Below are 26,089 nucleotides of genomic sequence, written 5' to 3' on the forward strand. Positions count from 1 at the left end.
TTCAAAGGGGGATTTCATTTACATTAGTATTGCAAAAGAAAAAACCGTTTGATAGAATAACTTTTGTTCTATATCCAAAAAAGAATGCGGCAGCTTTGATTTTATATAGTCAGTAGGAGGTGAAACAATGGCTAACATTAAATCCGCTATTAAACGAATGAAAACAAATGAAACACGCCGTGCCCGCAATACATCAATGAAATCGGCTATGCGTACAGCAATTAAAAAGTTTGAAGCGTACGTTGTAAATAAAGATGTTGAACAAGCAAAAGAAGCGTTTAAAGTAGCTGCGAAAAAAATTGATAAAGCTGCTTCCAAAGGAATCATTCATAAAAATGCAGCCGCTCGTTTCAAATCACGCTTAGCTAAAAAATTAAACAGCTTATCAGCATAAAAATAAAAGCAATCATCAAGCTTTTATCCCGCTTGTTGATTGCTTTTTTTCTTGCTGAAACAGCTTCAGCAGCAAAAACTCTAACGCTAATTGTCTATCTTTTTTTCCTGTTTTTATTTCAAAATCTGTCTCCGCAAGAGCTTTTATGATGCTCTGCAATTCACTGGCAGAAAACTGCTTCTCCTGTTTTAAAGCCAGCTTAATGCGAAACGGATGAACCTTTAAGGATGACGCCATCCGATCCTGTCCGTAACCGGATTTCGAAAGCTGCTTCACTTGATATAATAGACGGAATTGTTGTGTAAGGAGGCTTAAAATTTTAATCGGTTCTTCGTTTATTTTTAACAAATCATAAAAAATTTTAAAGGCTTCTTCTGTTTTCTTTTTGACGACGGCATCAATTAAATCAAAAACATTTTGTTCAAGCGAGCGTGCAACGAGCTGCTTGACTATTTCTACAGTCAACTTATTTCCGCTTCCAACATATGCACATAATTTTTCCATCTCTTTATCTATGATCATTAAGTTGCCAGATGTTTTTTCCATAAGCTCATCGATCGCTTCTTTTTCCATCGCCACATTTTCTGCTTCCGCTTTTTCCTTTATCCATTTGACTGTTTCCTCTTCTGAAAAGGAATTCATTTCAACTACTGTTGCCGCTTTCTTTATTTGTTTTGTCAGCTTTTTTCTTTCATCAATTTTTTCATGTGGAAGCAAAAAGACAAAAACAGTAAACGGGGCAGGATTTTCTACATATTGTTCAAGTTTTTTAAGATTATGCTCCACTTTTTCTTTTTTCTTTTCGCTCGTCAAAAAATAAGGATTTTTCACAACAACCATCCTGCGTTCACCTAAAAACGGCATCGTTTCCCCATCTTCAACAGCCGTTTCTATATTTGTTTCTTCCATATCATAGACGGAATAATTAAATTCCCGTTCGTCTTCACTAATTGCCTCGGTTAACAATTTGCGAATTGTTTCATTTAATAAAAATGATTCTTTTCCATAAAATAAATAAAGAGACTGAAATTGTTTCTTTTTAAATGAATTCCATAAATCGACAATCATCTTAAGATTCCCCTAAAAAATGAAGTGTGCTTCATTCATCATATATGGAAAAAAATTTTTTCGCAACACTTCAACATAATGGAGAATTGGCAGCGAAGCCAATCCTCCGATTTATATGAACGTTTTTTGTAAGCCCCGGGACACTTACAAAAAAACGATTACCCATTCATATATTCTCCCTTTCGAAAAAGAATATAGTTGTTAATCGTTAACATGAATCATTTTTAAGAATGTAGATTTTTTTGCTGAAATCGCTTATACTACTTATGACGATGAGGAGGGGTATAGATGAACGAATTTGAACAAAATGTAAGCAAACGTAATGATGCTGTTGATTCTGCCGTCGGTTTTATTGTTTCTTTTGGCTTTTTTGCCACATTGTTTATCATTGCAACAGCGATTAAATTGATCGGCTCGTAAAGAGAGAGGCTGCAAACGGCAGTCTCTTTCTTTTTGCTCCTTGTACAATCCGGACCCAGCCGTCCAATCATCTCTCCATTTTCAAGCTGTCAAAACTGCCCTATTTTGTTAATGTATCGTATGGCGGGTAGAATAAAAAGGTTCCTTGAGACTTTCGATATTTGTATTGGACAGCACCCATTTGATCTGTACGAAAAATGGATACGTTTTGTTTTTTTAATCGATTCAATACTTCTTGATGAGGATGTCCGAAACGATTGTTTCTTCCTGCTGAAATGACCCCGATCTTCGGATCAATTGTTTGTAAAAATATATCGCTAGTCGAAGTTCTGCTTCCATGATGCCCGATTTTGACCACATCCGCAGTCATTTTTGGATATTGTTTAATCATGTGCCGCTCTCCACTTTCTTCAAGATCACCGGTAAACAGCCAGCGCAACCCGCCTATTTTTGCCATTAGGACGAGAGAATCATTATTTTTAGAATCCGATTTTGTGAAAGGAGAGAGAACGTGGAAAGCTGTTCTGCCTGTGATCCGATCTCCTGCTTCTAATTCAAATATTTCAATTCCTCGATTTTTCGCTTCTTTTACTATTTGCTTTTCAAGCTCTTCTCTGGAAAAATATTTTGGAATAACCAATTTGTTTACTCGAAATTGTTTGATTAAGGTTAATGACTCGCCGATATGGTCATAGTCTCCATGAGTTAAAAACAAAATTTCAATTTCCTCTACCCCTTTCGACTGAAAATAAGGGATCAGGACGTCCAATGCGATGGAAAACGGTTTTTTTCGCATCTGCCAGCTTTCTTTTTCAAATACAGCCATTCCTCCTGTATCAATTAAATAACTGTTACCTAAGCCGGGCTCTCTAATAAAAATGCTGTCTCCTTGTCCGACATCAAGAACTGTTACTTCTCCCGGCATGGTCATTTTTCCTGCTATCAAAAGCAATGCAGTGAGCAAGCTGCTGCACAATATCGGTTTTCCCCATTTTTTCATCGGCTTATGCTCCATTTGAAAGAAAACAGCAATAAAAATGACGCATTGCAGCAAAAATAAATAAACAGTCGGTTTTCCAGTTGTTATCATGAAAAAAGGCAAATTACTGAAAAATAATGCTGTTTTGGACGACAAAGTAAAAGAAGTGTGAAGAAGGGAAACAAATATTGAACCGATGGAAGAAGAAATTACGGTTAAAATGAGAGTGATCATGGTAAGCGGCAGCAAAAAGAACGTGTATAGCGGCACAAACATAATATTCATGATAAAGCTCAATAGAGAAAATTGATAAAAATAGTAGCATATAATCGGCAGTGAAGCAGTTTGGGCAACAAATGAAACTGCTGCCAACAATTGCAATGAATTCCTGCATTTTTGAAAGATTTGTCTTGATAAAATTAGCGAAAATGTGACTGCGTAAGAAAGCTGAAATCCAAGATGAAAAACTTCATACGGGTCAAGAAATGTCATGAGAAGAAAGCTGAATGAGATTGAATCAGAAAGGGGCATATTTTGTTTAAAAAGTGTTCCTCCCATGATCAGCGCTGCCATAAGAGAGGCGCGGACGACAGGCGGAGCACCTCCTGTTAACAATGCATAAAAGGGGAGGAAGCAAATCAAAATCATAATGGTTTGTTCTTTTGAAATGCCCAGCCGCAAAAGGAAGATGTAAAGTGAGGCGATTAATATGCTTACGTGAAGACCTGAAATCGAAAGAATATGAACAATCCCTAGCTTTCGATAAGCGGCAAGATCTTCTTCTGGAATATTGTTCTGATAGCCTACCGTCAAAGCAAGGACGAAGCCGGCTGTTTTTTCTGGAAATTTATGATGAATCCATTCAATCATTTTTTGCCGGTAATTTTCCAAATGATCTTTCCATGACGGCTTATATGTACAATGCCCGATTTTGTCGAGCTTATACAGCCAGTGGATTTGCTGAAAATACAAATAGCGCTTATAATTAAACGCATTTTCATTTGTGTTATTTTTCGGTTTTTCAAGCTTTCCTGAAAAATTGCATATATCACCTGGCCGTATATTATTTGTACTTTTCATCTCTTGTTTTGTTTTCAATGTATAACGGGCCGTCAGCTTTTCTCCCTGATTCGTCTCGACCGCAAATGTCATCAGATCCCCGTCGATTTCAGGAGAGGAGATTACCTTTCCTTTTGCTGATAACATGCCTTCGTGATAATTTGTTTTATTTTGTTGATCATACCAATGAAAATATGGAAGCATGAACAAAAACGAGCAAGCAACGATGAAAGCTAATTTCCTTTTATGTTGAAGCCATAAGAAAAAAAGAAGTGCAGCAAAAATGAAAAAAGGAAGAAGGGAAGGAAAAGAGGTAGCGGAAACAATCGCCAACAATGCGGAAATCGCGACATATGCCCACTGGCCTCTCAAAAAAATAACCTCCTTTTCGATTAGATCAGCCGAAAAGTTGACGGGCTTGTTCATTCCATTTTTTCAAGTCCGTTTCTGATACGCCGAGATGTTTTAAAGCATTTAAAAGCTGCTCAACATATTCGCGCTTTTCTTCATTTTTTAAATCCAAAGTCGTTTCATCGAATGCGACTTTTTCTATATGAACACCTGCTTGTTCAAATAATTCCATTGCATATGGATGATTTTTGTAATCTTTTGCATAGTATACACTTTGAATACCCGCTTGAATAATCGCTTTTGTGCAAGCTAAGCATGGAAAATGCGTGACGTAAATTTCCGCTCCTGCTGTTGCCACTCCAAATTTGGCGCATTGCAATATCGCATTCATCTCCGCATGGATCGTTCGAACACAATGGTTATCAATCACATAGCAGCCTTCATCAATACAGTGAACTCCTCCTGCGATCGAGCCGTTATATCCCCCCGCAATAATCCGTTTATCGCGGACAATCGTAGCACCGACAGCAAGTCTTGTACATGTGCTTCTCAGCGCAAGCAAATGGCTTTGCGCCATGAAATAATGATTCCAAGAAATTCGATCCACTTTTACCCCTCCGAATTTTGTAAACATTCTTTTTCAGTTTATCGACAAGTCTTTATGTTCGTCAACGCTAATCTCATTTTTGATCTTTTCAAACGTTTTTTCTCCTATACCGGTAACCTCCAATAAATCCTCTTCTTTTTGAAACGGCCCGTTTTCTTCACGGTGTGCGATAATTGCTTCCGCTTTTGCAGGGCCGATTCCCGTTAATTTTTGCAGCTCTTCCTTTGTCGCCGTATTAATATTGATTTTTTCTTTCTCTTGCGGTCTTTGTAAAGCATCAGCATTTGCGCCGCTTTCATCCATAAGAGCATTTTCGTCAATTTTTTCGCCTAGCTTTGGCACATAAACAACCATACCGTCTGTTAGCTTTCTGGCAAGATTCACACGATTTCCGTCTGCCTGGTCATTCATTCCTCCAGCTTTTTCGATTGCTTCAAACACCCTGCTGGATGACGGCAATTCATAAACGCCAGGCTTACGAACAGCCCCCTTTACATCAATAAAAATCATCGTCGTCTGTTCGTTACGGCGCTCATTCTCTTCTTCGTCATCACCTTCTCTGCTTTTTTGCATCGGCGTTCGTTCATCCGTTTCCAGCAATGGTTCATCGGAAACTTCGATCTCGTTTGAATCACGCCAGTTGTTGATGATAAAAAACAAAATGGCAGCGAAAATGATTAACAAAAAAACCCCATACTTTTTTATAAAAAGGAAATGGTTCATGCACATGAATTCCCCTTTCTAAATATTCATTCATAAAATAAGGCAGCAGAACATATCGTGTAGGAGAACAATGTTAAAAAAAGGAGGGGTGAAAAGTGAAAATAGGGTTTATAGGAACCGGCAATATGGGGCGTATTCTCATTGAAGCTTTTTGCGAGGCAAAAGTATCAACACCCTCATCGTTGTTTATAACGAATAGAACGATTCAAAAGGCATATGCCATCAAACGGAAATATCCTGAAATACATGTTTGTACATCAAGTATAGAGGTCGTTCATCAAAGCGATTTCATATTTCTATGCGTTAAGCCTTTAGATATACACCCCCTTTTAAAGGAACTGAAAACTGGTTTACAAGGACATCAATGTTTAATTTCCATTACGAGCCCGATTTCAGTCGAGCAAATCGAATCGGCTGTTCCATGCCAAGTAGCCCGAGTCATACCAAGCATAACAAACAGGGCTAAAGCGGGAGCTGCTTTGCTGACATTTGGAAATAGATGCAGCGAACATACAAGAAATATCATTCTTTCCATGTTTGAAAAAATATCAAAGCCAATCTTAATAGAAAATAACATTACCCGTGTTGCATCTGATATCGTCAGCTGCGGACCGGCTTTTTTCAGCTTTTTGCTGCAAAAATTTATTGAAGCTGCTGAGGCGGAAACAGACATTTCGAAAGAGGATGCGGTTCAATTAGCAAACGAGATGATGATCGGCATAGGCAAGCTGCTTGAAAGCGGGTATTACACGCTTCCGACATTGCAGGAAAAAGTGCACGTAAAAGGGGGAGTTACCGGAGAGGGGATTAAAGTGCTTGAAAATGAACTAGGCGACATGTTTCATCATTTATTTCAAAGCACCCATGCAAAATTTGATGAAGATTTACAAAAAGTGAGGCATCAATTTGACAATGAATAATATTCTGCAGGGCTCATGAAAATTCCTGCTAAAATGAAAAAAACCATCGAAAAAAAATTACATTCGATGGTTTCAACTTTTTTTCGCAATATAAAATATTCGTTCCGCCTGCTCGATGTCCGGGCTTTGAAAAATTCCATCCGTTATGTCAACGATCGTAAAGCCGCACTTTTCCAACATATGTCGGTACTCAGAAATTGAAAAAGTTCTTTGATAATGGTCTTCATCCAACCGTACATAATCCGTTCCATTGTTCACAAAGAAGGTTAATTCATGAATGACACTGTTTGGATATTCACCGTCAAAGCATTTCCAAATATAGCTGACATCCTCATCATTATCAGCGAATACAGCATGTTTAAATATTTTCTCCATTTTATGAACAGAATGGGCATCAAACAGAAATAAGCCGTTTCGGTTCAAGTGGTCGTATACGGCTTGAAACGTTTTGACCACATCCTCTTCCTTCAGCAAGTAGTTGATGGAATCGCAATTTAATAACACCGCATCAAAAGGCTTGTAGCCTTTAAGCTCCCTCATATCTTGTTCAATAAAGAGCGCATCAAACCCTTTTTTCATCATCTTTTCCTGGGCAACGGCGAGCATTTCTCCGGAGAGATCGACACCTGTTAGCTCATACCCAAGCTCAGCCATCCTATACGATATTTCTCCTGTTCCACAAGCTAAATCTAGCACCCGGTTCCCGCCGTTTCCATATCGTTGAATCGCTTGATGCAAAAATTGCGCCCATTCATCATAAGGAACATCTTTCATTAATCGGTCGTACACAGATGCAAAATGCTTATAAATCAAGCTAACCACTCGCTCACTTCTTCGCGCGGAGCATCTCCCCATAATTTTTCTAAATTATAATAGCTTCTTTCATCCCTATGGAAAACATGAGCAACGACATCTCCTAAATCAATGAGAACCCATTTTGCCTCGTCAAACCCTTCGAGACGCTTGACGGGAATTCCGTTTTCCTCTGCTTTCTCTTTCATTTCTCTGGCAATTGCTTGCACATTTTTTTCGTTATTCGCATGGCATATCATAAAATAATCAGCTATTAGAGAGATTCCTTGCATGTTTAATACTACGATATCTTCTGCTTTTTTATCGCTGCCTGCTTTAACAGTTAAAGCTAGAATATCACGCGAATTCATCCACTTCACTCCTTCAATTTTTCATTACGAGCGCATTATAAGTTTTAAACGTTTCAGGGTAAATCGGCTGCTTTTTCTTCATTAAAAATGCAATCGTATTGGATATCGACTGAACGAGCGCTTCATTTAAATCTTTTTGTGCCAATTCCCTGACTTCATCGACTCCGGGGAAGCTTCTACCCGGTTCAATATAATCAGCTAAATAAATCACTTTTTCAAGAAGAGTCATGTTTTCTCTTCCGGATGTATGGTAGCGGATCGCATCTAAAATTTCTTTATCAGAAATGCCGACTTCCTTCTCGACTAAATAGGCGCCAACAGGTGCATGCCAAAGTTCTGTATTATATTCCAGCAAGTCCTTCGGCATATTTTGTTCAATAATAATTTTTCTCATTTCATCTTTTGGCCGAAATTTGGCATAATCATGAAAAATAGCTGCTAATTCTGCCTTTTTCACATCGGCGCCGTACCGCTTTGCCAAACTGATGGCTGTCTCCATTACGCCTAAAGTATGTTGATAACGCTGTTTCGTTATCGCCTTTTCCACAACTGCTAACGCTTTTTCACGTTCCATATAATCGATTCTCCCCTATATATTGAATAACTTTTTTGGGCAGAAGATAGTCCACCGCTTGTCCGTTTTTCAATCGCTCTCTGATCATTGTAGAGGAAACATCAAACTGAGGAACTTCCACCTCTTTTACGAAAAATGTGCTCTCATTCGAGTATCCGTTACGTTTCACGCCGACAAATTGCACCATATCCATCAATTCCTCTATTCGATGCCAATGAGGCAAATTTTCAATCATATCTGATCCAATAATAAAATAAAATTCTTCGTTTGGATATCTTTCTTTCAATATTTTCACTGTGTCATACGTAAAAGACGGACCCTCTCTTTCAAGTTCAATTAATTGGACTTGAAAAAATGGATTTCCTTCAATTGCTCTTTTCAGCATATTTACCCGGTGGTGTGTTTCTGTCACTGGCTCCTTTTGTTTATGGGGTGGAATATTGTTCGGCATAAACCATATTTTGTCCAGATTAAGAGAATGAAGAACCTCATTGGCCATTAATAAATGTCCGTTATGGGGCGGGTCAAATGTCCCCCCAAAAATTCCGATTTTACCCAATTTTTCCGCACCATCCGTTCGTTTATTCAGGCAAAATGATTTGTTTTTTTTCTTTTGATTCTTTATATAAAACAATGACATTTCCGATGATTTGGACGAGATGGGCATTTGTCCCATCAACAAGTGCTTGAGCAACTGCTGCTTTGTCTTCATCACAATTTTTCAGCACGTTCACTTTTATGAGCTCTCTTGCTTCTAAACAATCGTTCACCTGCTGAAGCAAATTTGAATTTACTCCGCCCTTTCCAATTTGGAAAATCGGGTTCAGATGATGTGCAAGAGAGCGTAAAAAACGTTTTTGTTTTCCAGTTAAAGTCATGATTTTCCTCCTAATTTTTCATATACGAGCTTTTTCATTCGACTGACATCAGGTTCCACATTCGTCCATATTTGAAACGCACATGCCCCTTGATAAACAAACATTCCTACTCCGTCAACAGTTTTAAGGCCCAGCTTTTCAGCCTCTTTTAATAACATCGTTTTCAGCGGATTATAAATGATATCAGCAACGACAGTTCCGCCATGAACGCGTCCGGTTAATTCAATCGGCTTTTCTTCGATATTCGGCTTCATCCCGATGGATGTCGTTTGAATGATGACATCATATTCATTGGACGTTTGATCGAGTTGTTGGAATGAATAAACGTTTCCTTTTGTCTCATAGCTGCAGTTTTCCTTTAACAGATGAGCCCGCTCTGCTGTTCTGTTTACAATATCAATGAACGCAAAGCCTTCTTTCGCCAGCGTTGTATAGATCGCCCGAGCGGCTCCGCCCGCCCCGATCAGCAGCACTTTTAAATCTCGGGGATTGGTATTGTCAATATGCTCTTTCAATGACAGGTAAAATCCGTATCCGTCTGTGTTAAAACCGATTAATCTCCCGTCTTCGTTTTTTACTGTATTTACCGCGTGAAGCAATTGAGCCGATTCATCCAACTCATCAAGAAAAGGAATGATTGACACTTTATGCGGAACCGTTACATTAAACCCCTTTATGCCAAGAGCCTTCATCCCTTTTACCGCTTGTTCAAGCTCTTCCCCTTTTACTTGAAATGCGTGATAGCGGGCATTCATATTTAAGTAATCGAAAGCATCGTTATGAATGAGAGGGGAAAGCGAATGACCGATCGGGTCGCCTATTACTCCGTAAACTTGCTCCATTTGAAATCCTCTCCACCTTTTTGTTTTTATATTAATGAATGACGGACGCCCACATGTACATCTTTAGGTGCATAAGCAACAACTCTTTTCGGTCCATCGTGGATCGTTACCCATCCAAGACCTGAAAACACGATATCTTTCTTTTTTCCATTTATAGTGAATTCGTGCGGGACAAGTTCTGGAAAGGATTCGACTGCTTCTTTTCTAGGAGGGGTTAAAAGCTCCCCTAAATGTGTTGCATATAAATGATCCGCCTTCTCCAGTTTTGTTCGATGAATGTCAATGCTGTTCGGAATATAGCACACAATGGAGGAACGTCCTCCCTTTATATAATCCAGTCTTGCCAATCCGCCGAAGTATAAAGTTTGCCTTTCATTTAACTGGAACACTCTAGGCTTAATTTCTTTTTTCGGCGATAGAAGCTTTAGGTCGCGCTTATCAATAAAGTGCGCCATCTGATGATCATTGATAATGCCTGGTGTATCGTATAAAACTGCGCCGTCATCTAACGGAATTTCAATTAGATTGAGCGTTGTGCCGGGATAATGGGAAGTTGTAATGATATCCCCTTCTCCCGTAACCTCCTTCAAGATTCGATTAATAAAAGTTGATTTCCCAACATTTGTACATCCAACAACATACACGTTTTCTCCGTTGCGATAATGATCTATTTGCTCTGCCGCTTCTTTAATGCCATGTCCCTTTTCTGAGCTGATTAAAAGCACATCCAATGGCGTTAATCCATACTCTTTTGCTTCTCTCTTCATCCAACGAATAACCTTTTCTTTTTTCACCGATTTTGGAAGGAGATCAGCTTTATTGCCGATTAAAATGACTGGATTGTAGCCGATAAAACGCTGTATGCCGTTGATCCAGCTTCCGTTAAAGTCAAAAATGTCGACAACCTTCACAACAAGAGCTTTCGTATTGCCAATGCCGTGCAAAATTTTTAAAAAGTCCTCATTTGTTAACGAGACATCTTGAATTTCGTTATAATGTTTCAGCCGAAAACACCTTTGGCAGATCGGCTGTTCTTTCTCAAGAGCAGCTTTTGGAGCATATCCAATTTCAGATGGATCTTCCGTTTGAATTTTTACTCCGCACCCGACGCAAACCTTCTCATCCAAACTCATCACTCCTCCCAATGCAGCATGCCTTTCTGTTTTAACAATTTTAAAATTTTCCTTTCAATTTTCCTGTTGATCCGGGTCCAAAAGCCGTCAGTAGACGATACAGGCACAACTAAAATCGTATGAAAACCGCAGAGATTCCCTCCGAGAACATCTGTCAGCAGCTGGTCGCCGATCACAACAACTTCTTCTTTTTTCAGCCCCATCTGCTCAGCCGCTTTTTTAAACGCTTTTGCACGGGGTTTTCCCGCTTTCGAAATGAACGGAATATTCAGCGGTTCAGAAAACGAACGGACGCGTTTTTCGTTATTATTTGAAACAATTGTCACTTTAATCCCGTTCTGTTCCATCATTTCAAACCAATTTTTCAATTTCGGAGTTGCGTTCGGCCTGTCCCATTCTACTAAAGTATTATCTAAATCGGTAATAATACCTTTTATACCTTTTTCCTTTAAAAAATGAGGATAAATATGAAAAACGCTTTTCGCATATTCTCCGGGCAAAAACCTTTTCAGCAAATTGAACACCTCTTAATTCAATAAATAGACTACTGTTAAACTATTTTTCATCATACCGAATTTCGAGTTTACTTTCAAAACAATATTGTTTTCACAAAAAAATTCGACAATTTTTTAACATATTCAACAGCTGTGGATAATTTTATACACAATATCCACCTATTCATATCAATCTTTAGTAAAGTATATAAACAAACTACCCACAGCTTTTCCACCGAAGGCTGTGGATAACAGAACGGTTGTTCTCTATTAAAAAACATGGTAAATTTATGGTAATAAATAAAGGAGGTGCTTTCTCCATAACATGATCGCTTCTATGAAAAATTTATCGGACGAATTTTTAATTGAATCTTACTATAAAGCAACCGAAATGAGGCTTAGCAAAGAATTCATCGAATTAATAGAATTGGAAATAAAGCGCCGCTCGCTCTCTCACTTATTAAAAGCATCATCTTAGCGGTGTCTTTTTTTTTTGCTTAAAAACCTACCCCCGGCGCATGGCTGCATGTTCCACAGCCGCTAAACTCCTTTAACAGATAATCGTTGATGTCAATCCACAATGACTTAATACCTTTCAACTGATGATCTCCGATACCAATCCATTTTTCTTCACTGTCTCATTATAACTAAAACTCAGCTGTTTTCCATACTCTTTCCCCTTTTTCATGAAGGACATACAAGGACAAAGCCGCAATCACATACAATTTAATAATACGTAATGCGGGGGTGAAAAACATGTCTGGAATTTTGACTGCACTAAGCTATTTTATAAAAGAATTGGTTTTTCTCGTTTCATATGTAAAAAACAATGCTTTCCCTCAACCGCTTTCCCCAAATGAAGAAAAAAAATATCTCCGCCTGATGGCCGAAGGAAATGACGAAGCAAGAAATATATTAATTGAACATAATTTGCGCCTTGTCGCTCATATTGTCAAAAAATTTGAAAATACAGGTGAAGACTCGGAAGATCTCATATCCATCGGCACAATTGGTTTAATTAAAGCGATTGAAAGCTATTCCGAAAACAAAGGGACAAAGCTTGCTACATATGCCGCAAGATGCATTGAAAATGAAATTTTAATGCATCTCCGTTCCTTAAAAAAAACAAAAAAAGATGTTTCCCTACACGATCCTATTGGCCAAGATAAAGAAGGAAACGAAATCAGTTTAATAGATGTGCTAAAATCAGAAAATGAAGATATTATCGACACGATTCAATTGAATATGGAGCTGGAAAAAATTAAGAAATATTTATCGATTCTAGACGAAAGAGAAAAAGAAGTCATTATCGGTCGGTTTGGATTGAATACGCAGCAGGAAAAAACGCAGCGTGAAATTGCGAAAGAGCTCGGCATTTCGAGGAGTTATGTTTCCAGAATCGAAAAAAGGGCACTTATGAAAATGTTTCATGAGTTTTACCGAAATGAAAAAGAAAAAAAGATGTCAAAAGAATAAAAGGAAAAGCATTTTCAACGAGATTTTGTGCGAAATTTGCGAGAGTTCCTGAATGATTTACTCGCGTATATCTGCAAAATTCATTTTAAAGTGGCTTTCCGATATGTGACATCCCATAAAAACTCAAAATTAACCTTGCTACAGGTTTTCCAGCGCATTGGCGCAAATCGAGATATAAAAACGAATCTCAAAATTGACCGATTAATAAAAATCGCAGAAAGCGAATCCGCTGTTTGACGTAAAATGGTGGTAACATTATTTGACAGGATGCGAACGTTACGGTTGAGAGCCCATTACAACTGCTTTCAATCTGTAAAAAGGCAGCCTTTATTGCAGCGCTAGTTGCTGTTTTCATATGAAACAGAACAATGCCGCCTTCATTCACCTAATGTTTTATCAAAAAAGAGGGGCTCAAAAGAGTCAGCTATACTGACTTTTTTGAGCCCTTTTTCAAGAAATGATTAAGATTGCAATTTATCAAGCTTTTTTTGATATTTCGATGACAATTTAAAAAATAGAATAGAACTGGCTAACATCATCGTTGAAGTTCCGATTAGCATTATTTCTTGTATATTTGTCCGAGGTGAATGATTAGGAATCCATATTCCGATGTATAAAAAGGTTCCGACAGCTAGCAGAACGAGAGCAAAATGCTTATAGTCTTCTATTAATTCTTTTAATTTTTTCTCCTCCATGATATCACCTAATCGAATTAGTTATTCTATATTATAAAAGAATAACATATCGATTCGGGCTGATAGGCTTGTAATAGTTTCCATTTACATTCAACTTAGTTCTTCAATCATTTTCAGAACCAATTCCGATGAATTGAAAGCCGCTTTGTCTAAAAATTGTTCAAAGGAAATGTTCGACTCTTTTCCGGCGATATCTGAGAGCGCCCGGATGATGACAAAAGGCGTTTGAAATTTGTAGCACACTTGCGCGACAGCAGCAGCTTCCATCTCAACAGCGTACAAATGGCTGAATTTAGACCGGACAAAAGCTACTTTATCGGGGTCGTTCATAAAAGAATCCCCCGTTGCGATCGCCCCTTTTACCGTCTGAATTCCTGAAATGTCTTTTGCTTTTCTTTCAGCGATTTCAATCAGTTTTTCATCGGCCTTAAAGGATGGAGGAAGCCCGGGAACTTGACCATATTCATATCCAAAAGCCGTCACATCTACATCATGATGGCGAACCTCTGTGGATATGACAACATCCCCTACGTTTAAAGACTCATGAAATCCTCCGGCGGAGCCGGTATTGATCACATAATCCGGCTGATATCGCTCCAGCAGCAAAGTTGTGCTTACGGCTGCATTCACTTTTCCAATTCCTGATTTTAATAAAATCGTATCAGTTTGATTGTATTTTCCAATCATAAAACTGCAGCCTGCAATCTCCTCTTCTTTTGTACAATCCAATTTCTCGCGCAGGATGCGAACTTCTTCTTCCATTGCACCAATGATTGCAATTTTCATATTCCAACATTCCTTTCTATCATGAATAGCTATAAAAATCATAAAAAAAGATCCCTCAAGTGTTTGACAGTCAGCTTTTTACACATGAGGGTCTTTTTTGTTTTTCAGTCTATTTTAATACTTCAACTCTAGTCGGTTTCCAGCCCTCTCCGTCTATCCATGTAATGGATACTCTATATTTTTTTCCGTCTGCTTTGTTTTGAATCGTTCCTTTCGCATCATTCGGGCTTCCGTTATTGCCGATCCAAAGGGTCTGCATATTTTCAAGAGAAACACCTGTTGCATAGCTTAATGCTTTCTCCATTTCCTTCCAATCTACAGATGACTTTTTATAAGTCGTAACGTGCTCACCTGTCTGGACTGTTCCGATCGGTTTCCAATTTGGATTTTCAATGATTTGTTCAACATCGGAACCCGCTTCTCCTTCAGTTACTGTTGCACCTTCAAAAGGATCATCGCTCGATTCCTTTTCTTCATTTGCTGATTGTGTATTTTCGTCCTCTTCCTCCTTAATTTCATTACTTTCATTCTGTTCAGCTGCTTTTTCTTCTTCCCGCTGATCGTTAGATTGTTCAGCTGTCTCTTCTTCGATATTTTTAGATGAGCTTGATTGCTCTTTTTGTTGTTCACTGTTGGAATTCGCTTGTTCAGTACCGCCTCCCAAAAAAAGCTGAGAAGCAATAACGAGGATGAGTAAGGCGACAATTCCAATTAAAATATTTAAAATCAAATTCGTTTTTCGTTTTTTATCCCGAATTTCATAACGAGAACCCGCCATTCCCCGTCAACTCCTTTGTTTCTCCAATCTTTGAGTTATTATTTTAACATACTTTATTCTTCATTAACATTATAAATCTGTTCAACCATTTCGTAAAAAACATCATTTGTCTTTGCTCTACCGCTCGTTTTGTTCATATCAACAACAACTAAGGCATATTTCGGATGTTCCGCAGGAAAAAAACCGGCAAACCATTTATGATATAATTTTTTTCCATTGTCGTTCAATGTTCCCGTTTCGGCAGTGCCTGATTTGCCGGCTACTTTAACAGGCAAGCTTTGAAACGCTCTGCCGGTTCCATCAGGATGAGCGACTACTTGAAGCAGGAGATCCGTTAATTTTGATGATGTTGCAGGGGAAATTTTTTCTCCTTTCATCAAATGGTTCTTGAATGTATACATCGTTTCTCCGTTTTTATATAAAATTTTATCCACGACTTTCACTTCTCTTTTTTCTCCTCCGCGAGCAATTGTAGCCATCATATTCGCGACAGCTAGAGGAGTAACCTTTACATTTTTTTGTCCGATGGAGGTTTGTGCGATGGCCTTTGCTGACCTTTTGTCGCTGTCATCTCCCCAAATCGTTCCTCTTTGCTCCCTTGGAAATTGTTTAAATTGATCGTAATGGTATACTTTTCCCGACCAGCCTGAGAAGCTGAGAAGGCCAAGCTTTTCTGCGTATTCCTCAATTATATTGCTCTTTTTTTGTATTAATTCCTGACCGATCGTAGCAAACGCATAATTGCAGCTTTTCGCAAAGCTTTCTTCAAACGTAAGCGTTCCAGCCCGCTTTTCTTCCTCTTTTTCTGTTTGGCCGTAGACATTCCGGTCACAATTAAATGTTCTTTCCGGTTTGATCATGTTTGTGTCGATCGCTGCTGCAGCGATAACGGTTTTAAAAACAGAACCAGGAAACATTGCCGAAAGCATTTTATTTTCATATGTTTTTGGATCATTCCGGTCCAGATCCGGTTTGGAGGCCATTGCAACTACTTCGCTGTTTTCAATGTCTAACAGAACGAGGCCGCCTTCATTTATTTGATGTTTTGTTAAAATTTGTTCAGCTTTTTCTTGCAAATGTTTGTCAATCGTTGTTTGAACGGCAATTGGGTAAAATGGATTGGAATCGGCAATATATTTTACATTGACGCCGAAAAGAGGCCTGCCGAGACCATCAACATGATATAAAAGTCTTGACGCATCTTCCGGCTGCAAAAATTCATCAAACGCCTCCTCCAGTCCAGTCACGCCTACTTCAGGACTTAATGACGTGATCTCTTTGTCAGGGTATCTTTTTTTCCATTCTGTTTCATTTTCGCTTGTCATCCCAATAAGATGGGAAGCAATATTGTCTGATTGCTCTGTTTTCATAAAGATGCCGAATACTCCCGGAATTTTTAACTTATTGATGGCTTTTATATCCTGTTCATCAAGTTGAAATCCTTTTTCTTTATTCAACAAAATAGGTTCATTTTTCGTTCCTTTCAATAATTGTTCGATTTCATCCTTGCGAACAGAAATGGCTGCCGCCAATTGATCGATCGGCCATTGATAATTTTTCAGAAATGGAAATAAAACGAGCGTAGGCAAATATGTTTCGTTCAAAGGTTTATTTTCACGATCAATAAATCGCCCCCGCCCATCATCTATAATTACTTCTTGTGTCCTCTGTTTGACGCTTTCTTTCATCAAATTGACATCTTGTTCTGAAAATGACTCGGTTTCAAGCAGTTGAATTTGCGCAAGTCTATATATGAGAACACCCATTAACAAAATGATGAAGACGCCTATATATTTTATTCGCTTATTCATAAAAAAACACCTCGTCTTATATTTTCGACGAGGTGCGCACATCTTAAACTATATTAAAAGGCTATCAACATTAATCAACACGTACAATTTTGACTGTCATATCGCCGCCAGGCGTCTGAACTACAACTTCTTCCCCTACTTGACGGCCGAGCAGGCTTTTAGCCATCGGAGAATCATTGGAAATTTTCCCTTCGAAAGGATCTGCTTCTGCACTTCCGACAATTGTATAAGTTTCTTCTTCTCCATCAGGCAATTCAATAAACGTAACAGATTTTCCAAGTGAAACAGTTGTTTTATTTTCTGTGTCTTCTTCAATAATTTTCGCATTGCGAATCATATTTTCGAGCGTTGTAATGCGTCCTTCTACAAAAGCTTGCTCTTCTTTTGCTGAATCATATTCAGAGTTTTCTGATAGGTCGCCAAATGATCTTGCCACTTTTATTCGTTCTACAACTTCTTTTCGCTTTACCGTTTTTAAATACTCAAGTTCTTGTTCAAGTTTTTCTTTCCCAGCTTTCGTCATAGGAAATACCTTTTCTTCCGCCATAATAGTCCTCCTTTTCTTTATATCCCCCTAATGGTTCCTAAAAAATGAAAGAACTTTTCTGCCGTTCTTTCGACAGAAAAGAATCTTTTATAACATAGTTATAGAAGGAAATATTTATCTATGATATGTTATTACAAAATAATCGGCAGTTCAAGAAACGTTTTGCTTTTTTATAAAAAAATCCAGATTCTTCCCCTATCTTGTCTCTTTTCTCATCATATTATACGGATATAGCGGATGCTCGCACTTGAAGCGGATTATTTGCAAAGGATGTCTTGCTGCATCCAATTCATTTCCATCTTCATCCCAAATTTTATCGATGACAATGCGAAAATTGTCAATTTGCGGACCGAAAAATTCTACTTCGTCACCGGGTCTGAAATGGTTTCTTTGCTGCAATGTCACCATTTTCGTTTCTGGATTCCAGTCAAGCACAAGCCCGACAAAGTCGTATGCTGTTTTTTTGCTGTGAGTGCCAAATAATTGCTCTTGATAACCAGGCACTCCTTCAAAAAAGGCAGGAGCCGTTTCTCTGTTCGCGCATTTATCCAATTCTTCCAGCCATTCCTGTTTCATGACAAAATGATCGGGATCGGCGCAGTATGCATCAATGACTTTGCGATATACACTGACAACAGTTGCAACATAGTGAATGGATTTCATGCGGCCTTCAATTTTCAAGCTGTCGATCCCCATTTCAATCATTTTCGGAATCGACTCAACCAATTTTAAGTCTTTAGCGCTCATTGCAAATGGCGAGTCTTGCTCATCAAACATAGGCACTTCTTTGCCTTTATAATATTCATATAAATCATAATCCCACCGGCAGGACTGACAGCATCCTCCTCTGTTTGAATCTCGCGCTGTCATATGATTGCTTAATGTGCAGCGGCCTGAATAGGCAATACACATCGCGCCGTGAATAAACGTTTCGATTTCAATATCTACTTTTTCTTTTATTTCTCTAATTTCTTCAGCGCTCGTTTCCCGTGCTAGAACGACCCGCTCCAAACCTTCCTCCTTCCAAAATTGGACAGCTTTCCAATTCGAAAGGGATTGCTGAGTGCTTAAGTGGACTTCCAATTTTGGAGCTACCTTTCTGCACGTTTCAATAATGAGGGGATCTGCGACAATGACCCCTGACACTCCTGCATCTTCGAGCGCTTTTAAATATTGATCGAGTCCAGGAATGTTTTCATTATGTGCATAAATGTTTGTCGTCACATATATTTTTGCCCCGTACTGATTAGCAAATTGAACTCCTTCTTTAATTTCCTCAATAGAGAAATTATCGGCATTGGAACGCAAGCCGTACTCTTGTCCGCCAATGAAGACGGCGTCAGCACCGTACATGACGGCGATTTTTAATTTCTCCAAATTTCCGGCAGGTGCAAGAAGTTCAGGTTTTTTCGTTATGACCCTTTTGCCGTTGATAATTGTTGAAATTTTATCTTTCACAACCGGCATGCGAACTCCTCCTTTAACGTTTTTTTAATAAACGGTCTCTTTAAAGAAAAATCCTGTATCCAACGGGCGGTTTGGCGGCTGTATTTCCTCAATTTCAGCGTACAGCTTGTCTTTAACATTTTCATATTGCTCTCGATCCTCAGCGCATAAATCGATCGCCTTTCGATACTTTTTCGTCACTTCTACAATATATTCCGGAGTTTTCAGCACGCCATCTATTTTAAAAGAATCAATTCCTGCATCAACCAGTTCCTCCAACTCGTCAATGATGCAAATATCATTCGGACTCATAATATGGGTTCCATTTTCATCCTCAAAAATTGGATATTTGTTATTTCTCTCTTTATCATGCAAAAACATATTTTTGCCGTATTTATAATTGTGAATTTCCATCGCTTTCCCACGATATTCAAAATAATTGCCGATAAGAGATCTTTTGGACTGAAACATGCACGTCATTCCGTGGACTTGGACTTCTATTTCCACTTCTGCATGCTCTTTCGTTTCAATGACAGCTTCCATGCTTAACTCCCGAGCTAGTACTGCACGCTTGGCGCCTTTCCTTCCCCAATAGTTGCATGCATACCAGTTGGTCGCGGTTGTTTCCGTATTCCAATGGAGCTTCATCTCCGGAGCAACTTCCCTAACAGTCATTAACACAGCTGGATCACCGAATACAATCGCATCTGCCTTCGCATTATGAACAAATTTTACATAATCTGCAAGCTCGTCTACTTTATCATTATGAAAAATTGCATTCATTGCAACGTATACTTTTTTTCCATATTGATGGGCAAGGTCAATCGCATCTAATACATCTTTTCGATGAAATTCCCCTGCAAGCCTTAAGCCATAACGCTGTTCGCCGATGATAAAAGCATCTGCGCCAGCTTTGCAAAGGCTCTCAATATTTTTGACATTTACAGGTGTGACGAGCAGTTCGGGTTTTTTCATTCCCCTTCACCCCTTTTTATACTGAAGGCTAATCCGTCGCCTATCGGAATAATAACGGTATCCCATTCGGACTGATTCATTAGCCATTCATTATATTCTTTAATTTTCTTCGCTAAAGATTTTAACCTTTTTGATTCTATCATTTCTTCAGCGACTAGTCCTTTAAAAAGAACATTATCCGAAAAAACGACCGCTCTTTTTGACAGCAAAGGTTCATATGCTTGAAAAAAACGTTTATATTGCCCTTTGCTCGCATCGATAAAGAGCGCATCAAACGGGCCGTCAAGCTTGACTTCCTGTACGATTTCTAGAGCATCACCGTGATAAATGGTAATTTGATTTTCAAGACCGCAAGCTCGAATATTTTGTTCCGCTAGTTCAAATCGATGAGGATCTATTTCAATCGTTACAATTTTTGTGTTCGGCAGCGCTTTTGCCATCCGAATCGCCGAATAGCCGATCGCCGCCCCAATTTCCAATATTTTGTTCGGCTGATGGAGCTTTAAAATATGAAGCATGACAGACAGCGCCCGCTCTTCCATAATCGGCACCTTCTGCTCTTTTGCATATGCTTCTAATTGAACTAATTTTTCATCTTTGTTAGTAGAAAAATTTGCTAAATATTCCTCGATTTTTTTGTTTGACAAAATGGACACTCCTAAAAAACTCCCTTAATCAAAGAAGAGTTCTGTTCGAACTCTTCAAGTTTGTTTTTTTAGCTCGATATATTTTAACATAAAAGAAAAAGGAATGCGAATCGCAAACCTTTAATCCTTTTCCGTAATATGCTTAGCTTTTTCTTTGTTATGCTCATCCAGCGTCTTCGTAAATATAACTTCCCCTTCTTTCGTTGCGAGAAAATAAAAATAGTTTGTATCGGCAGGATTTGCTACAGCATCTAGTGACTGCTTGCCAGCATTGGCAATCGGCCCCGGCGGAAGTCCTTTATTTTTATATGTGTTATAGGGAGAATTGACTTCTAAATCTTTATAGTATACGCGCTCCTTATGCTTTCCTAATGAATATAAAACGGTTGGATCTGTCTGGAGAGGCATGTTCTTTTCTAAACGATTGTAAAAAACGCTGGCTATTTTTTCCCTGTCGGCTTTTTCCGTCGCTTCCTCCTCCACTAAAGACGCTAATGTTAAAAATTGATGAGTGGAAAGACTCAGCTCTTTCATTTTGTTTCTATAAGGAACAAGCATTTCATCTGTCTTTTTAATCATTGTTTCAATGATTTCCGACAACGGAGGAGATTCCTCATAAAACGAATAAGTAGCCGGATACAAATATCCTTCCAATGCATATTTTATACGTCCGTTGAAAATGTCATCTGTTATTGTATTAGGATACTTTTTTTGCATTTGTTTGATAAACTGTTGGTTTGTTAATTGGTTCATAATTTCTTTTTTTGAATAGGGAGTATGTTTGGCGATGATGTCAGCAATTTCTGATAGTTGCAATCCTTCCGGGATCGTCAATTTAATAGCTGCTTCTCCCATTAATTCGCCTTTTTTTAAGCGTTCAACGATTTCTTGAATCGTCATCGATTGATTAAATTGATAATTTCCTGCTTGAAACCCTGATTCATTTTTAAATTTCACGTAATATTTAAACACGATCGCACTTTTAATGATGTCATTTTTTTCTAAAATAGAAGCAATTTGCGATACGGAAGATCCAATCGGAATTTGTACCTTTACAGGTTCCTTATTATCCGGATCAACAGGCTTTAATGCAGATCGCACATATAAATACCCGCCGCCAATCACTCCAGCAAATATAACAACAAAGGCAATCAGGACAGTTAACACAGTTTTTCGAACAATTTTCGCTATATACAGTTTTTCTTGGAGTTTCTTATCCAAAAATTCCTTATTCGAATCCGAATCCGCCATCAATTCATCCTCCTTCCGTCCCGATTATTATACTACATACACGCATTTATTCGTCAAAAATCTCCATTTTTTTATAGGAAGAAATTGTTTTTTTCATTTGGATGTAAATCACCTCAACAAAAAAAGCACCGCAAAACGGTGCTTATTCCTCTTCTAAAAATGTATTTAAAACGGCCTCGATCATTTCCCATTCTTCATCGGTTTCCACAGGCTCCAGCTTTCCGCCTTCACCGTCTTCATTGGGAATGTAGCTTGCTGCATGAATTTCTATTCCATCTTCGTCTTCCTCATCATCGATGCCGATCGGATAATAAAGAACGTAAGATTTGTCAAATTCGTCCGAATTAAACGTAAACAAAATTTCGTATAGTTGTTCATTACCGTTTTCATCAATAACGGTAATATGTTTTTCACCTTCCACTTATTTCACCTCAATTTATTGTTGACTGTCCAAATAACTTTGCAAAATAATCACCGCAGCCATTTTATCAATGACTTGCCGTCTTTTTCGCCGGCTTACATCCGCCTCAATGAGAAATCTTTCGGCTTCCATCGTCGAAAGGCGCTCATCCCATAAAATGACCGGAAGCTGAAACTGCTCCTTCAAAAGCGCGGCAAAGCGCTCGCTTGCTTCTCCCCTTGGTCCAACGGTGCCGTTCATATTTTTCGGATACCCGACTACTATTTTTTCTACCTCGTATTTCTTTATCAGTTCAGCGAGTCTTTGAATCCCGAACTCGCCTTCATCTTCATTTATGCTGATCGTTTCCACACCTTGAGCAGTCCATCCCAGCTCATCGCTTACCGCAACTCCTAATGTTTTTGAACCTAAGTCTAACCCAATGATTCGCATTTTATTCCTCACGGTTGTTTTTCAAATAAAATTTTACAAGCTCTTCAATTAATTCATCTCGTTCAATTTTTCTAATCAGATTGCGTGCGCCGTTATGTCTAGGAATGTAAGCAGGATCTCCGGACAACAAATAGCCGACGATTTGATTGATCGGATTATAACCTTTTTCTTCCAGTGCATTGTATACGGCACTTAGAACTTCCTTGACATTTGTCTCAACAGGTTCTTCTGAAAAATTAAACTTCATCGTTTTATCGAAGGAACTCAATTTTTGCACCTCTTTCCTAGACTAAAAAGCGAATCTGCTTGTCTACATCCATTTTACACTATGAATGAAATTTATGAAACGGATTTCACCCAGTCTTCGACAAAACGAAGAGCTTCAGCTAACCGTTCAGGATTTTTTCCTCCCGCTTGAGCCATGTCAGGTCTTCCGCCGCCGCCGCCTCCACAGCGGCTTGCAATTTCCTTAATTAATTTTCCAGCATGGAACCCTTTGTCAACTAAGTCTTTTGTGATGCCGGCTGCTAAATTTACTTTTCCGTCTGATACCGTTGCTAGCACAACAATAGCCGAGCCGAGCTTTTGCTTCAGTTCATCGACCATGCCGCGCAATCTGTTCATATCTTTCACTTGAACTTTTTCCGCAAGAACTGTTACACCTTTGATCGTTACCGCTTTTTCAGCGATGTTCCCCGCTTCCAGATTGCTAAGCTTCATCGTAAGAGATTCGTTTTCCCGCTGTAGTTCTTTTATTTCTTGCTGCAGACTGTCAATTCTCTCCGGCAGATTTTTTACATTCGCTTTCAGTTTTGCCCCAATTTCCTTTAACAATAAATATTGTTCATTCATAAACCGGTACGCTTCTTTTCCTGTCACCGCTTCAATTCGGCGGGTTCCTGCACCAATTCCAGTTTCGGAAACAATCTTAAACAGTCCGATTTCCGCTGTATTTGTTACATGGCATCCGCCGCAAAGCTCAAGCGAATAATCGCCTACTTGAACAACGCGAACAATTTTTCCGTATTTTTCTCCAAATAAAGCCATCGCGCCCATCGCTTTCGCTTCGTCAAGAGGCATGTGCTCGATAGAGACTGGAATGCTTTCCCAAATTTTCTCATTTACAATTCGTTCAATTTTTTCCAGCTCTTCTGTTGAAACTTGTCCAAAATGTGAAAAGTCAAAACGGAGACGGTCGGAAGCAACAAGCGATCCAGCTTGGTTGACATGTACGCCCAGCACGTCCTTCAGCGCTTGGTGCAGCAAATGTGTCGCTGTATGATTTTTCACGATGGATTTTCTAGACTCTGCACAAACGGAAGCGTAAACTGCTGCTCCTTTTGTCAAAACGCCTTTTTCGATGACAGCCCGGTGCAAGTGTTGGCCGTTCGGCGCTTTTTGCACATCTTTTACGTTTAAGACCACATCATCATTTTTGATGATTCCTTTGTCAGCAATTTGACCTCCGCTTTCAGCATAAAAAGGCGTCTCGTCCAATATAATTTGGACCTCTTCCCCGCTCTCGGCTTGATCGACTAATTCCCCATCTTTTATGATCACAAGCACCCGTGCATTTGCTTCTAGGGTATTGTAGCCGACAAATTTGCTTTCCTCTTTTAATTCCACAAGAATTCCGCTTTGCACTTGCATCGAGTCGACATCCTGTCTGGCTTTTCTTGCACGTTCTTTTTGATGCTCCATTTCTCGTTCAAAGCCTTCATAATCCAGCTCCATGCCTTCATCTTGTGCGTATTCCTCCGTCAATTCCACTGGAAAACCATATGTGTCGTAAAGCCGAAACACATCTTCGCCTGGAATTATTCGGCTACCCTGTTCTTTCTGCTTTTTGATTACATCCGCTAAAATGGCAAGCCCTTCATGGAGAGTCTCATGGAAACGCTCTTCCTCATTTTTAATTACCTTTTGAACAAAGGATGCTTTTTCTTTTACTTCCGGATAGTAATCGTTCATAATTTCCGCTACAACCGGAACTAATTCATACATAAACGGGCGGTCTATGTTGATCGTTTTTGCATACCGAACCGCTCTGCGGATAAGACGGCGAAGTACATACCCTCTGCCTTCATTAGAAGGTAGCGCACCGTCTGCAACAGCAAATGTAACCGTGCGGATATGGTCGGCAATCACTTTAAAAGCGACATCTTTCTCTTTGTCGGTTCGATAAGCTTCCCCCGAAATCTTTTCGGTAGCTTGAATGATCGGTAAAAAGAGATCTGTGTCAAAGTTGGTCGGCGCATTTTGAATGACAGAAACCATTCGCTCTAAGCCCATGCCTGTATCAATATTCTTTTTTGGAAGCGGAGTGTAAGTTCCATCAGGATTATGATTAAATTGAGAAAAAACAAGATTCCAAACTTCCAAATAGCGTTCGTTTTCCCCACCGGGATAAAGTTCCGGATCATTTGGATCGTTTCCAAATTCTTCTCCACGATCATAAAATATTTCAGTATTTGGTCCGCTTGGCCCTTCACCAATATCCCAGAAATTCCCTTCCAAACGGATAATTCGTTCTTCCGGCAACCCGATTTTATTTTTCCAAATGTCATACGCCTCTTCATCTTCCGGATGAATAGTAACTGATAATCTATTTGGGTCGAAGCCAATCCATTTTTCGCTTGTTAAAAATTCCCATGCCCATTCAATCGCCTCTTCTTTAAAATAGTCGCCGATTGAGAAATTTCCGAGCATTTCGAAAAATGTATGATGGCGCGCTGTTTTTCCGACATTTTCAATATCGTTTGTTCGGATTGATTTTTGTGCGTTAGTAATTCTCGGATTTTCAGGAACAACCCTTCCGTCAAAATATTTTTTCAATGTTGCGACACCGCTGTTGATCCACAATAGTGACGGATCATCAACCGGAATTAAAGAAGCGCTCGGTTCAACCGAATGTCCTTTTTCCTTAAAAAAATCTAAAAACATTTGACGAACTTGTGCTGAAGTGAGCTTTTTCATGGCATTCCTCCTAAAATGTCTTCATTTTTCTCGCAAAATAAAAACTCTCGCCTATGTAAATGCTCTGATTTACACAGGGACGAGAGTTACTCGCGGTACCACCCTGATTATGAGCCAATTGCTCATCACCTTCATTTGCCGTAACGTGGCATTTTCGTCAGGTTTTGCCTGCACTCAGAATTAGCGTTCTGTTGCCCTTCATCTAGAGCTTCTTTCAGCCTCGGAAGCCCCTCTCTTTTAAGA

The 26,089-nt window shown here is 39.0% G+C and carries 30 protein-coding genes and 1 other annotated feature (1 of these 31 only partly in view); of the genes, 5 read left to right on the forward strand and 25 right to left on the reverse strand.

Annotation, left to right across the window (positions count from 1 at the left end):
* The first annotated feature begins 127 nt into the window (after nt 1-127).
* Nucleotides 128-394, forward strand: coding sequence for a 30S ribosomal protein S20 (rpsT, locus tag RI196_RS13010; RefSeq protein ID WP_063388018.1), 267 nt, complete (start codon nt 128-130; stop codon nt 392-394).
* Nucleotides 395-409: 15 nt separating this feature from the next.
* Here the strand turns inward: rpsT and holA are convergent, their stop codons facing one another.
* Nucleotides 410-1,462, reverse strand: a complete 1,053-nt coding sequence (gene holA, locus RI196_RS13015; RefSeq protein WP_311066344.1) for a DNA polymerase III subunit delta — start codon at nt 1,460-1,462, stop codon at nt 410-412.
* 288 nt (nt 1,463-1,750) lie between these two features.
* Here holA and RI196_RS13020 point away from each other — a divergent pair, with 288 nt between their 5' ends.
* Complete coding sequence (locus tag RI196_RS13020; protein ID WP_065095531.1) at nt 1,751-1,882, forward strand: YqzM family protein; 132 nt, start codon at nt 1,751-1,753, stop codon at nt 1,880-1,882.
* 100 nt (nt 1,883-1,982) lie between these two features.
* Here the strand turns inward: RI196_RS13020 and RI196_RS13025 are convergent, their stop codons facing one another.
* From RI196_RS13025 to RI196_RS13035, 3 genes are read right to left on the reverse strand one after another with little or no spacing between them, the layout of a single operon-like run.
* The gene (locus RI196_RS13025) at nt 1,983-4,292 is read right to left on the reverse strand and encodes a DNA internalization-related competence protein ComEC/Rec2 (RefSeq protein ID WP_311066345.1); all 2,310 of its coding nucleotides are present in this window, start codon (nt 4,290-4,292) and stop codon (nt 1,983-1,985) included.
* A 25-nt stretch (nt 4,293-4,317) separates the two neighbouring features.
* Complete coding sequence (locus RI196_RS13030) at nt 4,318-4,878, reverse strand: ComE operon protein 2 (protein ID WP_063388016.1); 561 nt, start codon at nt 4,876-4,878, stop codon at nt 4,318-4,320.
* 33 nt (nt 4,879-4,911) lie between these two features.
* Nucleotides 4,912-5,601, reverse strand: a complete 690-nt coding sequence (locus tag RI196_RS13035; protein WP_311066346.1) for a helix-hairpin-helix domain-containing protein — start codon at nt 5,599-5,601, stop codon at nt 4,912-4,914.
* A 95-nt stretch (nt 5,602-5,696) separates the two neighbouring features.
* Here RI196_RS13035 and comER point away from each other — a divergent pair, with 95 nt between their 5' ends.
* A complete protein-coding gene (gene comER, locus RI196_RS13040) occupies nt 5,697-6,521 on the forward strand; it encodes a late competence protein ComER (protein ID WP_063388014.1) in 825 nt (274 codons plus the stop codon).
* 72 nt (nt 6,522-6,593) lie between these two features.
* Here comER and RI196_RS13045 read toward each other — a convergent pair whose 3' ends face one another.
* From RI196_RS13045 to RI196_RS13080, 8 genes are read right to left on the reverse strand one after another with little or no spacing between them, the layout of a single operon-like run.
* Complete coding sequence (locus tag RI196_RS13045; protein ID WP_235600443.1) at nt 6,594-7,343, reverse strand: class I SAM-dependent DNA methyltransferase; 750 nt, start codon at nt 7,341-7,343, stop codon at nt 6,594-6,596.
* On the reverse strand, nt 7,331-7,684 hold the full coding sequence (rsfS, locus tag RI196_RS13050; protein WP_063388012.1) for a ribosome silencing factor: 354 nt from the start codon (nt 7,682-7,684) through the stop codon (nt 7,331-7,333). Before rsfS ends, RI196_RS13045 begins: the two co-directional genes overlap by 13 nt.
* 13 nt (nt 7,685-7,697) lie before the next feature.
* Nucleotides 7,698-8,258: a bis(5'-nucleosyl)-tetraphosphatase (symmetrical) YqeK gene (gene yqeK, locus RI196_RS13055; RefSeq protein WP_063388011.1), complete on the reverse strand. Its 561-nt coding sequence runs from the start codon at nt 8,256-8,258 to the stop codon at nt 7,698-7,700.
* Entirely contained in the window at nt 8,248-8,817 is a 570-nt protein-coding gene (locus RI196_RS13060) for a nicotinate-nucleotide adenylyltransferase (RefSeq protein ID WP_066250550.1), read from the reverse strand. Before RI196_RS13060 ends, yqeK begins: the two co-directional genes overlap by 11 nt.
* Nucleotides 8,818-8,839: 22 nt before the next feature.
* Complete coding sequence (yhbY, locus tag RI196_RS13065; RefSeq protein WP_063388009.1) at nt 8,840-9,136, reverse strand: ribosome assembly RNA-binding protein YhbY; 297 nt, start codon at nt 9,134-9,136, stop codon at nt 8,840-8,842.
* On the reverse strand, nt 9,133-9,978 hold the full coding sequence (gene aroE / locus RI196_RS13070) for a shikimate dehydrogenase (protein WP_066250548.1): 846 nt from the start codon (nt 9,976-9,978) through the stop codon (nt 9,133-9,135). The genes yhbY and aroE overlap by 4 nt, the downstream gene beginning before the upstream one ends.
* Nucleotides 9,979-10,004: 26 nt before the next feature.
* Nucleotides 10,005-11,111: a ribosome biogenesis GTPase YqeH gene (yqeH, locus tag RI196_RS13075; protein WP_066250545.1), complete on the reverse strand. Its 1,107-nt coding sequence runs from the start codon at nt 11,109-11,111 to the stop codon at nt 10,005-10,007.
* Entirely contained in the window at nt 11,111-11,626 is a 516-nt protein-coding gene (locus RI196_RS13080) for a YqeG family HAD IIIA-type phosphatase (RefSeq protein ID WP_063388006.1), read from the reverse strand. The genes yqeH and RI196_RS13080 overlap by 1 nt, the downstream gene beginning before the upstream one ends.
* A 316-nt stretch (nt 11,627-11,942) precedes the next feature.
* Here RI196_RS13080 and RI196_RS13085 point away from each other — a divergent pair, with 316 nt between their 5' ends.
* Both RI196_RS13085 and sigK read left to right on the forward strand, forming a co-directional pair.
* Nucleotides 11,943-12,083 (forward strand): sporulation histidine kinase inhibitor Sda, encoded by a 141-nt coding sequence (locus RI196_RS13085; protein ID WP_063388169.1) that lies wholly within the window; start codon nt 11,943-11,945, stop codon nt 12,081-12,083.
* 278 nt (nt 12,084-12,361) lie between these two features.
* A complete protein-coding gene (gene sigK / locus RI196_RS13090) occupies nt 12,362-13,081 on the forward strand; it encodes an RNA polymerase sporulation sigma factor SigK (protein ID WP_063388005.1) in 720 nt (239 codons plus the stop codon).
* A 461-nt stretch (nt 13,082-13,542) separates the two neighbouring features.
* Here the strand turns inward: sigK and RI196_RS13095 are convergent, their stop codons facing one another.
* The 13 genes from RI196_RS13095 to alaS form a co-directional block, all read right to left on the reverse strand.
* Nucleotides 13,543-13,776 (reverse strand): YrhC family protein, encoded by a 234-nt coding sequence (locus RI196_RS13095; RefSeq protein WP_063388004.1) that lies wholly within the window; start codon nt 13,774-13,776, stop codon nt 13,543-13,545.
* Between the two features lie 90 nt (nt 13,777-13,866).
* On the reverse strand, nt 13,867-14,562 hold the full coding sequence (gene mtnN / locus RI196_RS13100) for a 5'-methylthioadenosine/S-adenosylhomocysteine nucleosidase (RefSeq protein WP_063388168.1): 696 nt from the start codon (nt 14,560-14,562) through the stop codon (nt 13,867-13,869).
* A 109-nt stretch (nt 14,563-14,671) separates the two neighbouring features.
* A complete protein-coding gene (locus RI196_RS13105; RefSeq protein WP_063388003.1) occupies nt 14,672-15,340 on the reverse strand; it encodes a YrrS family protein in 669 nt (222 codons plus the stop codon).
* Nucleotides 15,341-15,393: 53 nt separating this feature from the next.
* Entirely contained in the window at nt 15,394-17,151 is a 1,758-nt protein-coding gene (locus RI196_RS13110) for a peptidoglycan D,D-transpeptidase FtsI family protein (protein WP_063388002.1), read from the reverse strand.
* A 70-nt stretch (nt 17,152-17,221) separates the two neighbouring features.
* Complete coding sequence (gene greA / locus RI196_RS13115) at nt 17,222-17,698, reverse strand: transcription elongation factor GreA (RefSeq protein ID WP_063388001.1); 477 nt, start codon at nt 17,696-17,698, stop codon at nt 17,222-17,224.
* A gap of 195 nt (nt 17,699-17,893) precedes the next feature.
* Nucleotides 17,894-19,165: a peptidase U32 family protein gene (locus RI196_RS13120; RefSeq protein WP_063388000.1), complete on the reverse strand. Its 1,272-nt coding sequence runs from the start codon at nt 19,163-19,165 to the stop codon at nt 17,894-17,896.
* A gap of 24 nt (nt 19,166-19,189) precedes the next feature.
* On the reverse strand, nt 19,190-20,119 hold the full coding sequence (locus RI196_RS13125) for a peptidase U32 family protein (protein ID WP_063387999.1): 930 nt from the start codon (nt 20,117-20,119) through the stop codon (nt 19,190-19,192).
* Nucleotides 20,116-20,766 (reverse strand): O-methyltransferase, encoded by a 651-nt coding sequence (locus RI196_RS13130; protein WP_063387998.1) that lies wholly within the window; start codon nt 20,764-20,766, stop codon nt 20,116-20,118. Before RI196_RS13130 ends, RI196_RS13125 begins: the two co-directional genes overlap by 4 nt.
* A gap of 120 nt (nt 20,767-20,886) precedes the next feature.
* The gene (gene mltG / locus RI196_RS13135; protein WP_311066347.1) at nt 20,887-22,017 is read right to left on the reverse strand and encodes an endolytic transglycosylase MltG; all 1,131 of its coding nucleotides are present in this window, start codon (nt 22,015-22,017) and stop codon (nt 20,887-20,889) included.
* A gap of 142 nt (nt 22,018-22,159) precedes the next feature.
* The gene (locus RI196_RS13140) at nt 22,160-22,438 is read right to left on the reverse strand and encodes a DUF1292 domain-containing protein (RefSeq protein ID WP_063387996.1); all 279 of its coding nucleotides are present in this window, start codon (nt 22,436-22,438) and stop codon (nt 22,160-22,162) included.
* 15 nt (nt 22,439-22,453) lie between these two features.
* Nucleotides 22,454-22,870: a Holliday junction resolvase RuvX gene (gene ruvX, locus RI196_RS13145; RefSeq protein ID WP_094246262.1), complete on the reverse strand. Its 417-nt coding sequence runs from the start codon at nt 22,868-22,870 to the stop codon at nt 22,454-22,456.
* A gap of 1 nt (nt 22,871) precedes the next feature.
* Nucleotides 22,872-23,138 (reverse strand): IreB family regulatory phosphoprotein, encoded by a 267-nt coding sequence (locus RI196_RS13150; RefSeq protein WP_063387994.1) that lies wholly within the window; start codon nt 23,136-23,138, stop codon nt 22,872-22,874.
* Between the two features lie 71 nt (nt 23,139-23,209).
* Complete coding sequence (alaS, locus tag RI196_RS13155) at nt 23,210-25,846, reverse strand: alanine--tRNA ligase (RefSeq protein WP_311066348.1); 2,637 nt, start codon at nt 25,844-25,846, stop codon at nt 23,210-23,212.
* A gap of 72 nt (nt 25,847-25,918) precedes the next feature.
* Nucleotides 25,919-26,089 (reverse strand) — a binding site (T-box leader); it runs 36 nt beyond the window's last position.

Source organism: Aeribacillus composti (genome assembly GCF_031760945.1).
Lineage (GTDB): Bacteria > Bacillota > Bacilli > Bacillales > Aeribacillaceae > Aeribacillus > Aeribacillus composti.

What these genes read in the sequence shown, in the direction of transcription:
- rpsT (WP_063388018.1), top strand. Translation starts at nt 128, where the DNA reads ATGGCTAACATTAAATCCGCTATTAAACGAATGAAAACAAATGAAACA.
- holA (WP_311066344.1), bottom strand. Translation starts at nt 1,462, where the DNA reads ATGATTGTCGATTTATGGAATTCATTTAAAAAGAAACAATTTCAGTCT.
- RI196_RS13020 (WP_065095531.1), top strand. Translation starts at nt 1,751, where the DNA reads ATGAACGAATTTGAACAAAATGTAAGCAAACGTAATGATGCTGTTGAT.
- RI196_RS13035 (WP_311066346.1), bottom strand. Translation starts at nt 5,601, where the DNA reads ATGAACCATTTCCTTTTTATAAAAAAGTATGGGGTTTTTTTGTTAATC.
- rsfS (WP_063388012.1), bottom strand. Translation starts at nt 7,684, where the DNA reads ATGAATTCGCGTGATATTCTAGCTTTAACTGTTAAAGCAGGCAGCGAT.
- yqeK (WP_063388011.1), bottom strand. Translation starts at nt 8,258, where the DNA reads ATGGAACGTGAAAAAGCGTTAGCAGTTGTGGAAAAGGCGATAACGAAA.
- yhbY (WP_063388009.1), bottom strand. Translation starts at nt 9,136, where the DNA reads ATGACTTTAACTGGAAAACAAAAACGTTTTTTACGCTCTCTTGCACAT.
- aroE (WP_066250548.1), bottom strand. Translation starts at nt 9,978, where the DNA reads ATGGAGCAAGTTTACGGAGTAATAGGCGACCCGATCGGTCATTCGCTT.
- yqeH (WP_066250545.1), bottom strand. Translation starts at nt 11,111, where the DNA reads ATGAGTTTGGATGAGAAGGTTTGCGTCGGGTGCGGAGTAAAAATTCAA.
- RI196_RS13085 (WP_063388169.1), top strand. Translation starts at nt 11,943, where the DNA reads ATGAAAAATTTATCGGACGAATTTTTAATTGAATCTTACTATAAAGCA.
- sigK (WP_063388005.1), top strand. Translation starts at nt 12,362, where the DNA reads ATGTCTGGAATTTTGACTGCACTAAGCTATTTTATAAAAGAATTGGTT.
- RI196_RS13095 (WP_063388004.1), bottom strand. Translation starts at nt 13,776, where the DNA reads ATGGAGGAGAAAAAATTAAAAGAATTAATAGAAGACTATAAGCATTTT.
- mtnN (WP_063388168.1), bottom strand. Translation starts at nt 14,562, where the DNA reads ATGAAAATTGCAATCATTGGTGCAATGGAAGAAGAAGTTCGCATCCTG.
- RI196_RS13105 (WP_063388003.1), bottom strand. Translation starts at nt 15,340, where the DNA reads ATGGCGGGTTCTCGTTATGAAATTCGGGATAAAAAACGAAAAACGAAT.
- RI196_RS13110 (WP_063388002.1), bottom strand. Translation starts at nt 17,151, where the DNA reads ATGAATAAGCGAATAAAATATATAGGCGTCTTCATCATTTTGTTAATG.
- greA (WP_063388001.1), bottom strand. Translation starts at nt 17,698, where the DNA reads ATGGCGGAAGAAAAGGTATTTCCTATGACGAAAGCTGGGAAAGAAAAA.
- RI196_RS13120 (WP_063388000.1), bottom strand. Translation starts at nt 19,165, where the DNA reads ATGCCGGTTGTGAAAGATAAAATTTCAACAATTATCAACGGCAAAAGG.
- RI196_RS13125 (WP_063387999.1), bottom strand. Translation starts at nt 20,119, where the DNA reads ATGAAAAAACCCGAACTGCTCGTCACACCTGTAAATGTCAAAAATATT.
- mltG (WP_311066347.1), bottom strand. Translation starts at nt 22,017, where the DNA reads ATGGCGGATTCGGATTCGAATAAGGAATTTTTGGATAAGAAACTCCAA.
- ruvX (WP_094246262.1), bottom strand. Translation starts at nt 22,870, where the DNA reads ATGCGAATCATTGGGTTAGACTTAGGTTCAAAAACATTAGGAGTTGCG.
- alaS (WP_311066348.1), bottom strand. Translation starts at nt 25,846, where the DNA reads ATGAAAAAGCTCACTTCAGCACAAGTTCGTCAAATGTTTTTAGATTTT.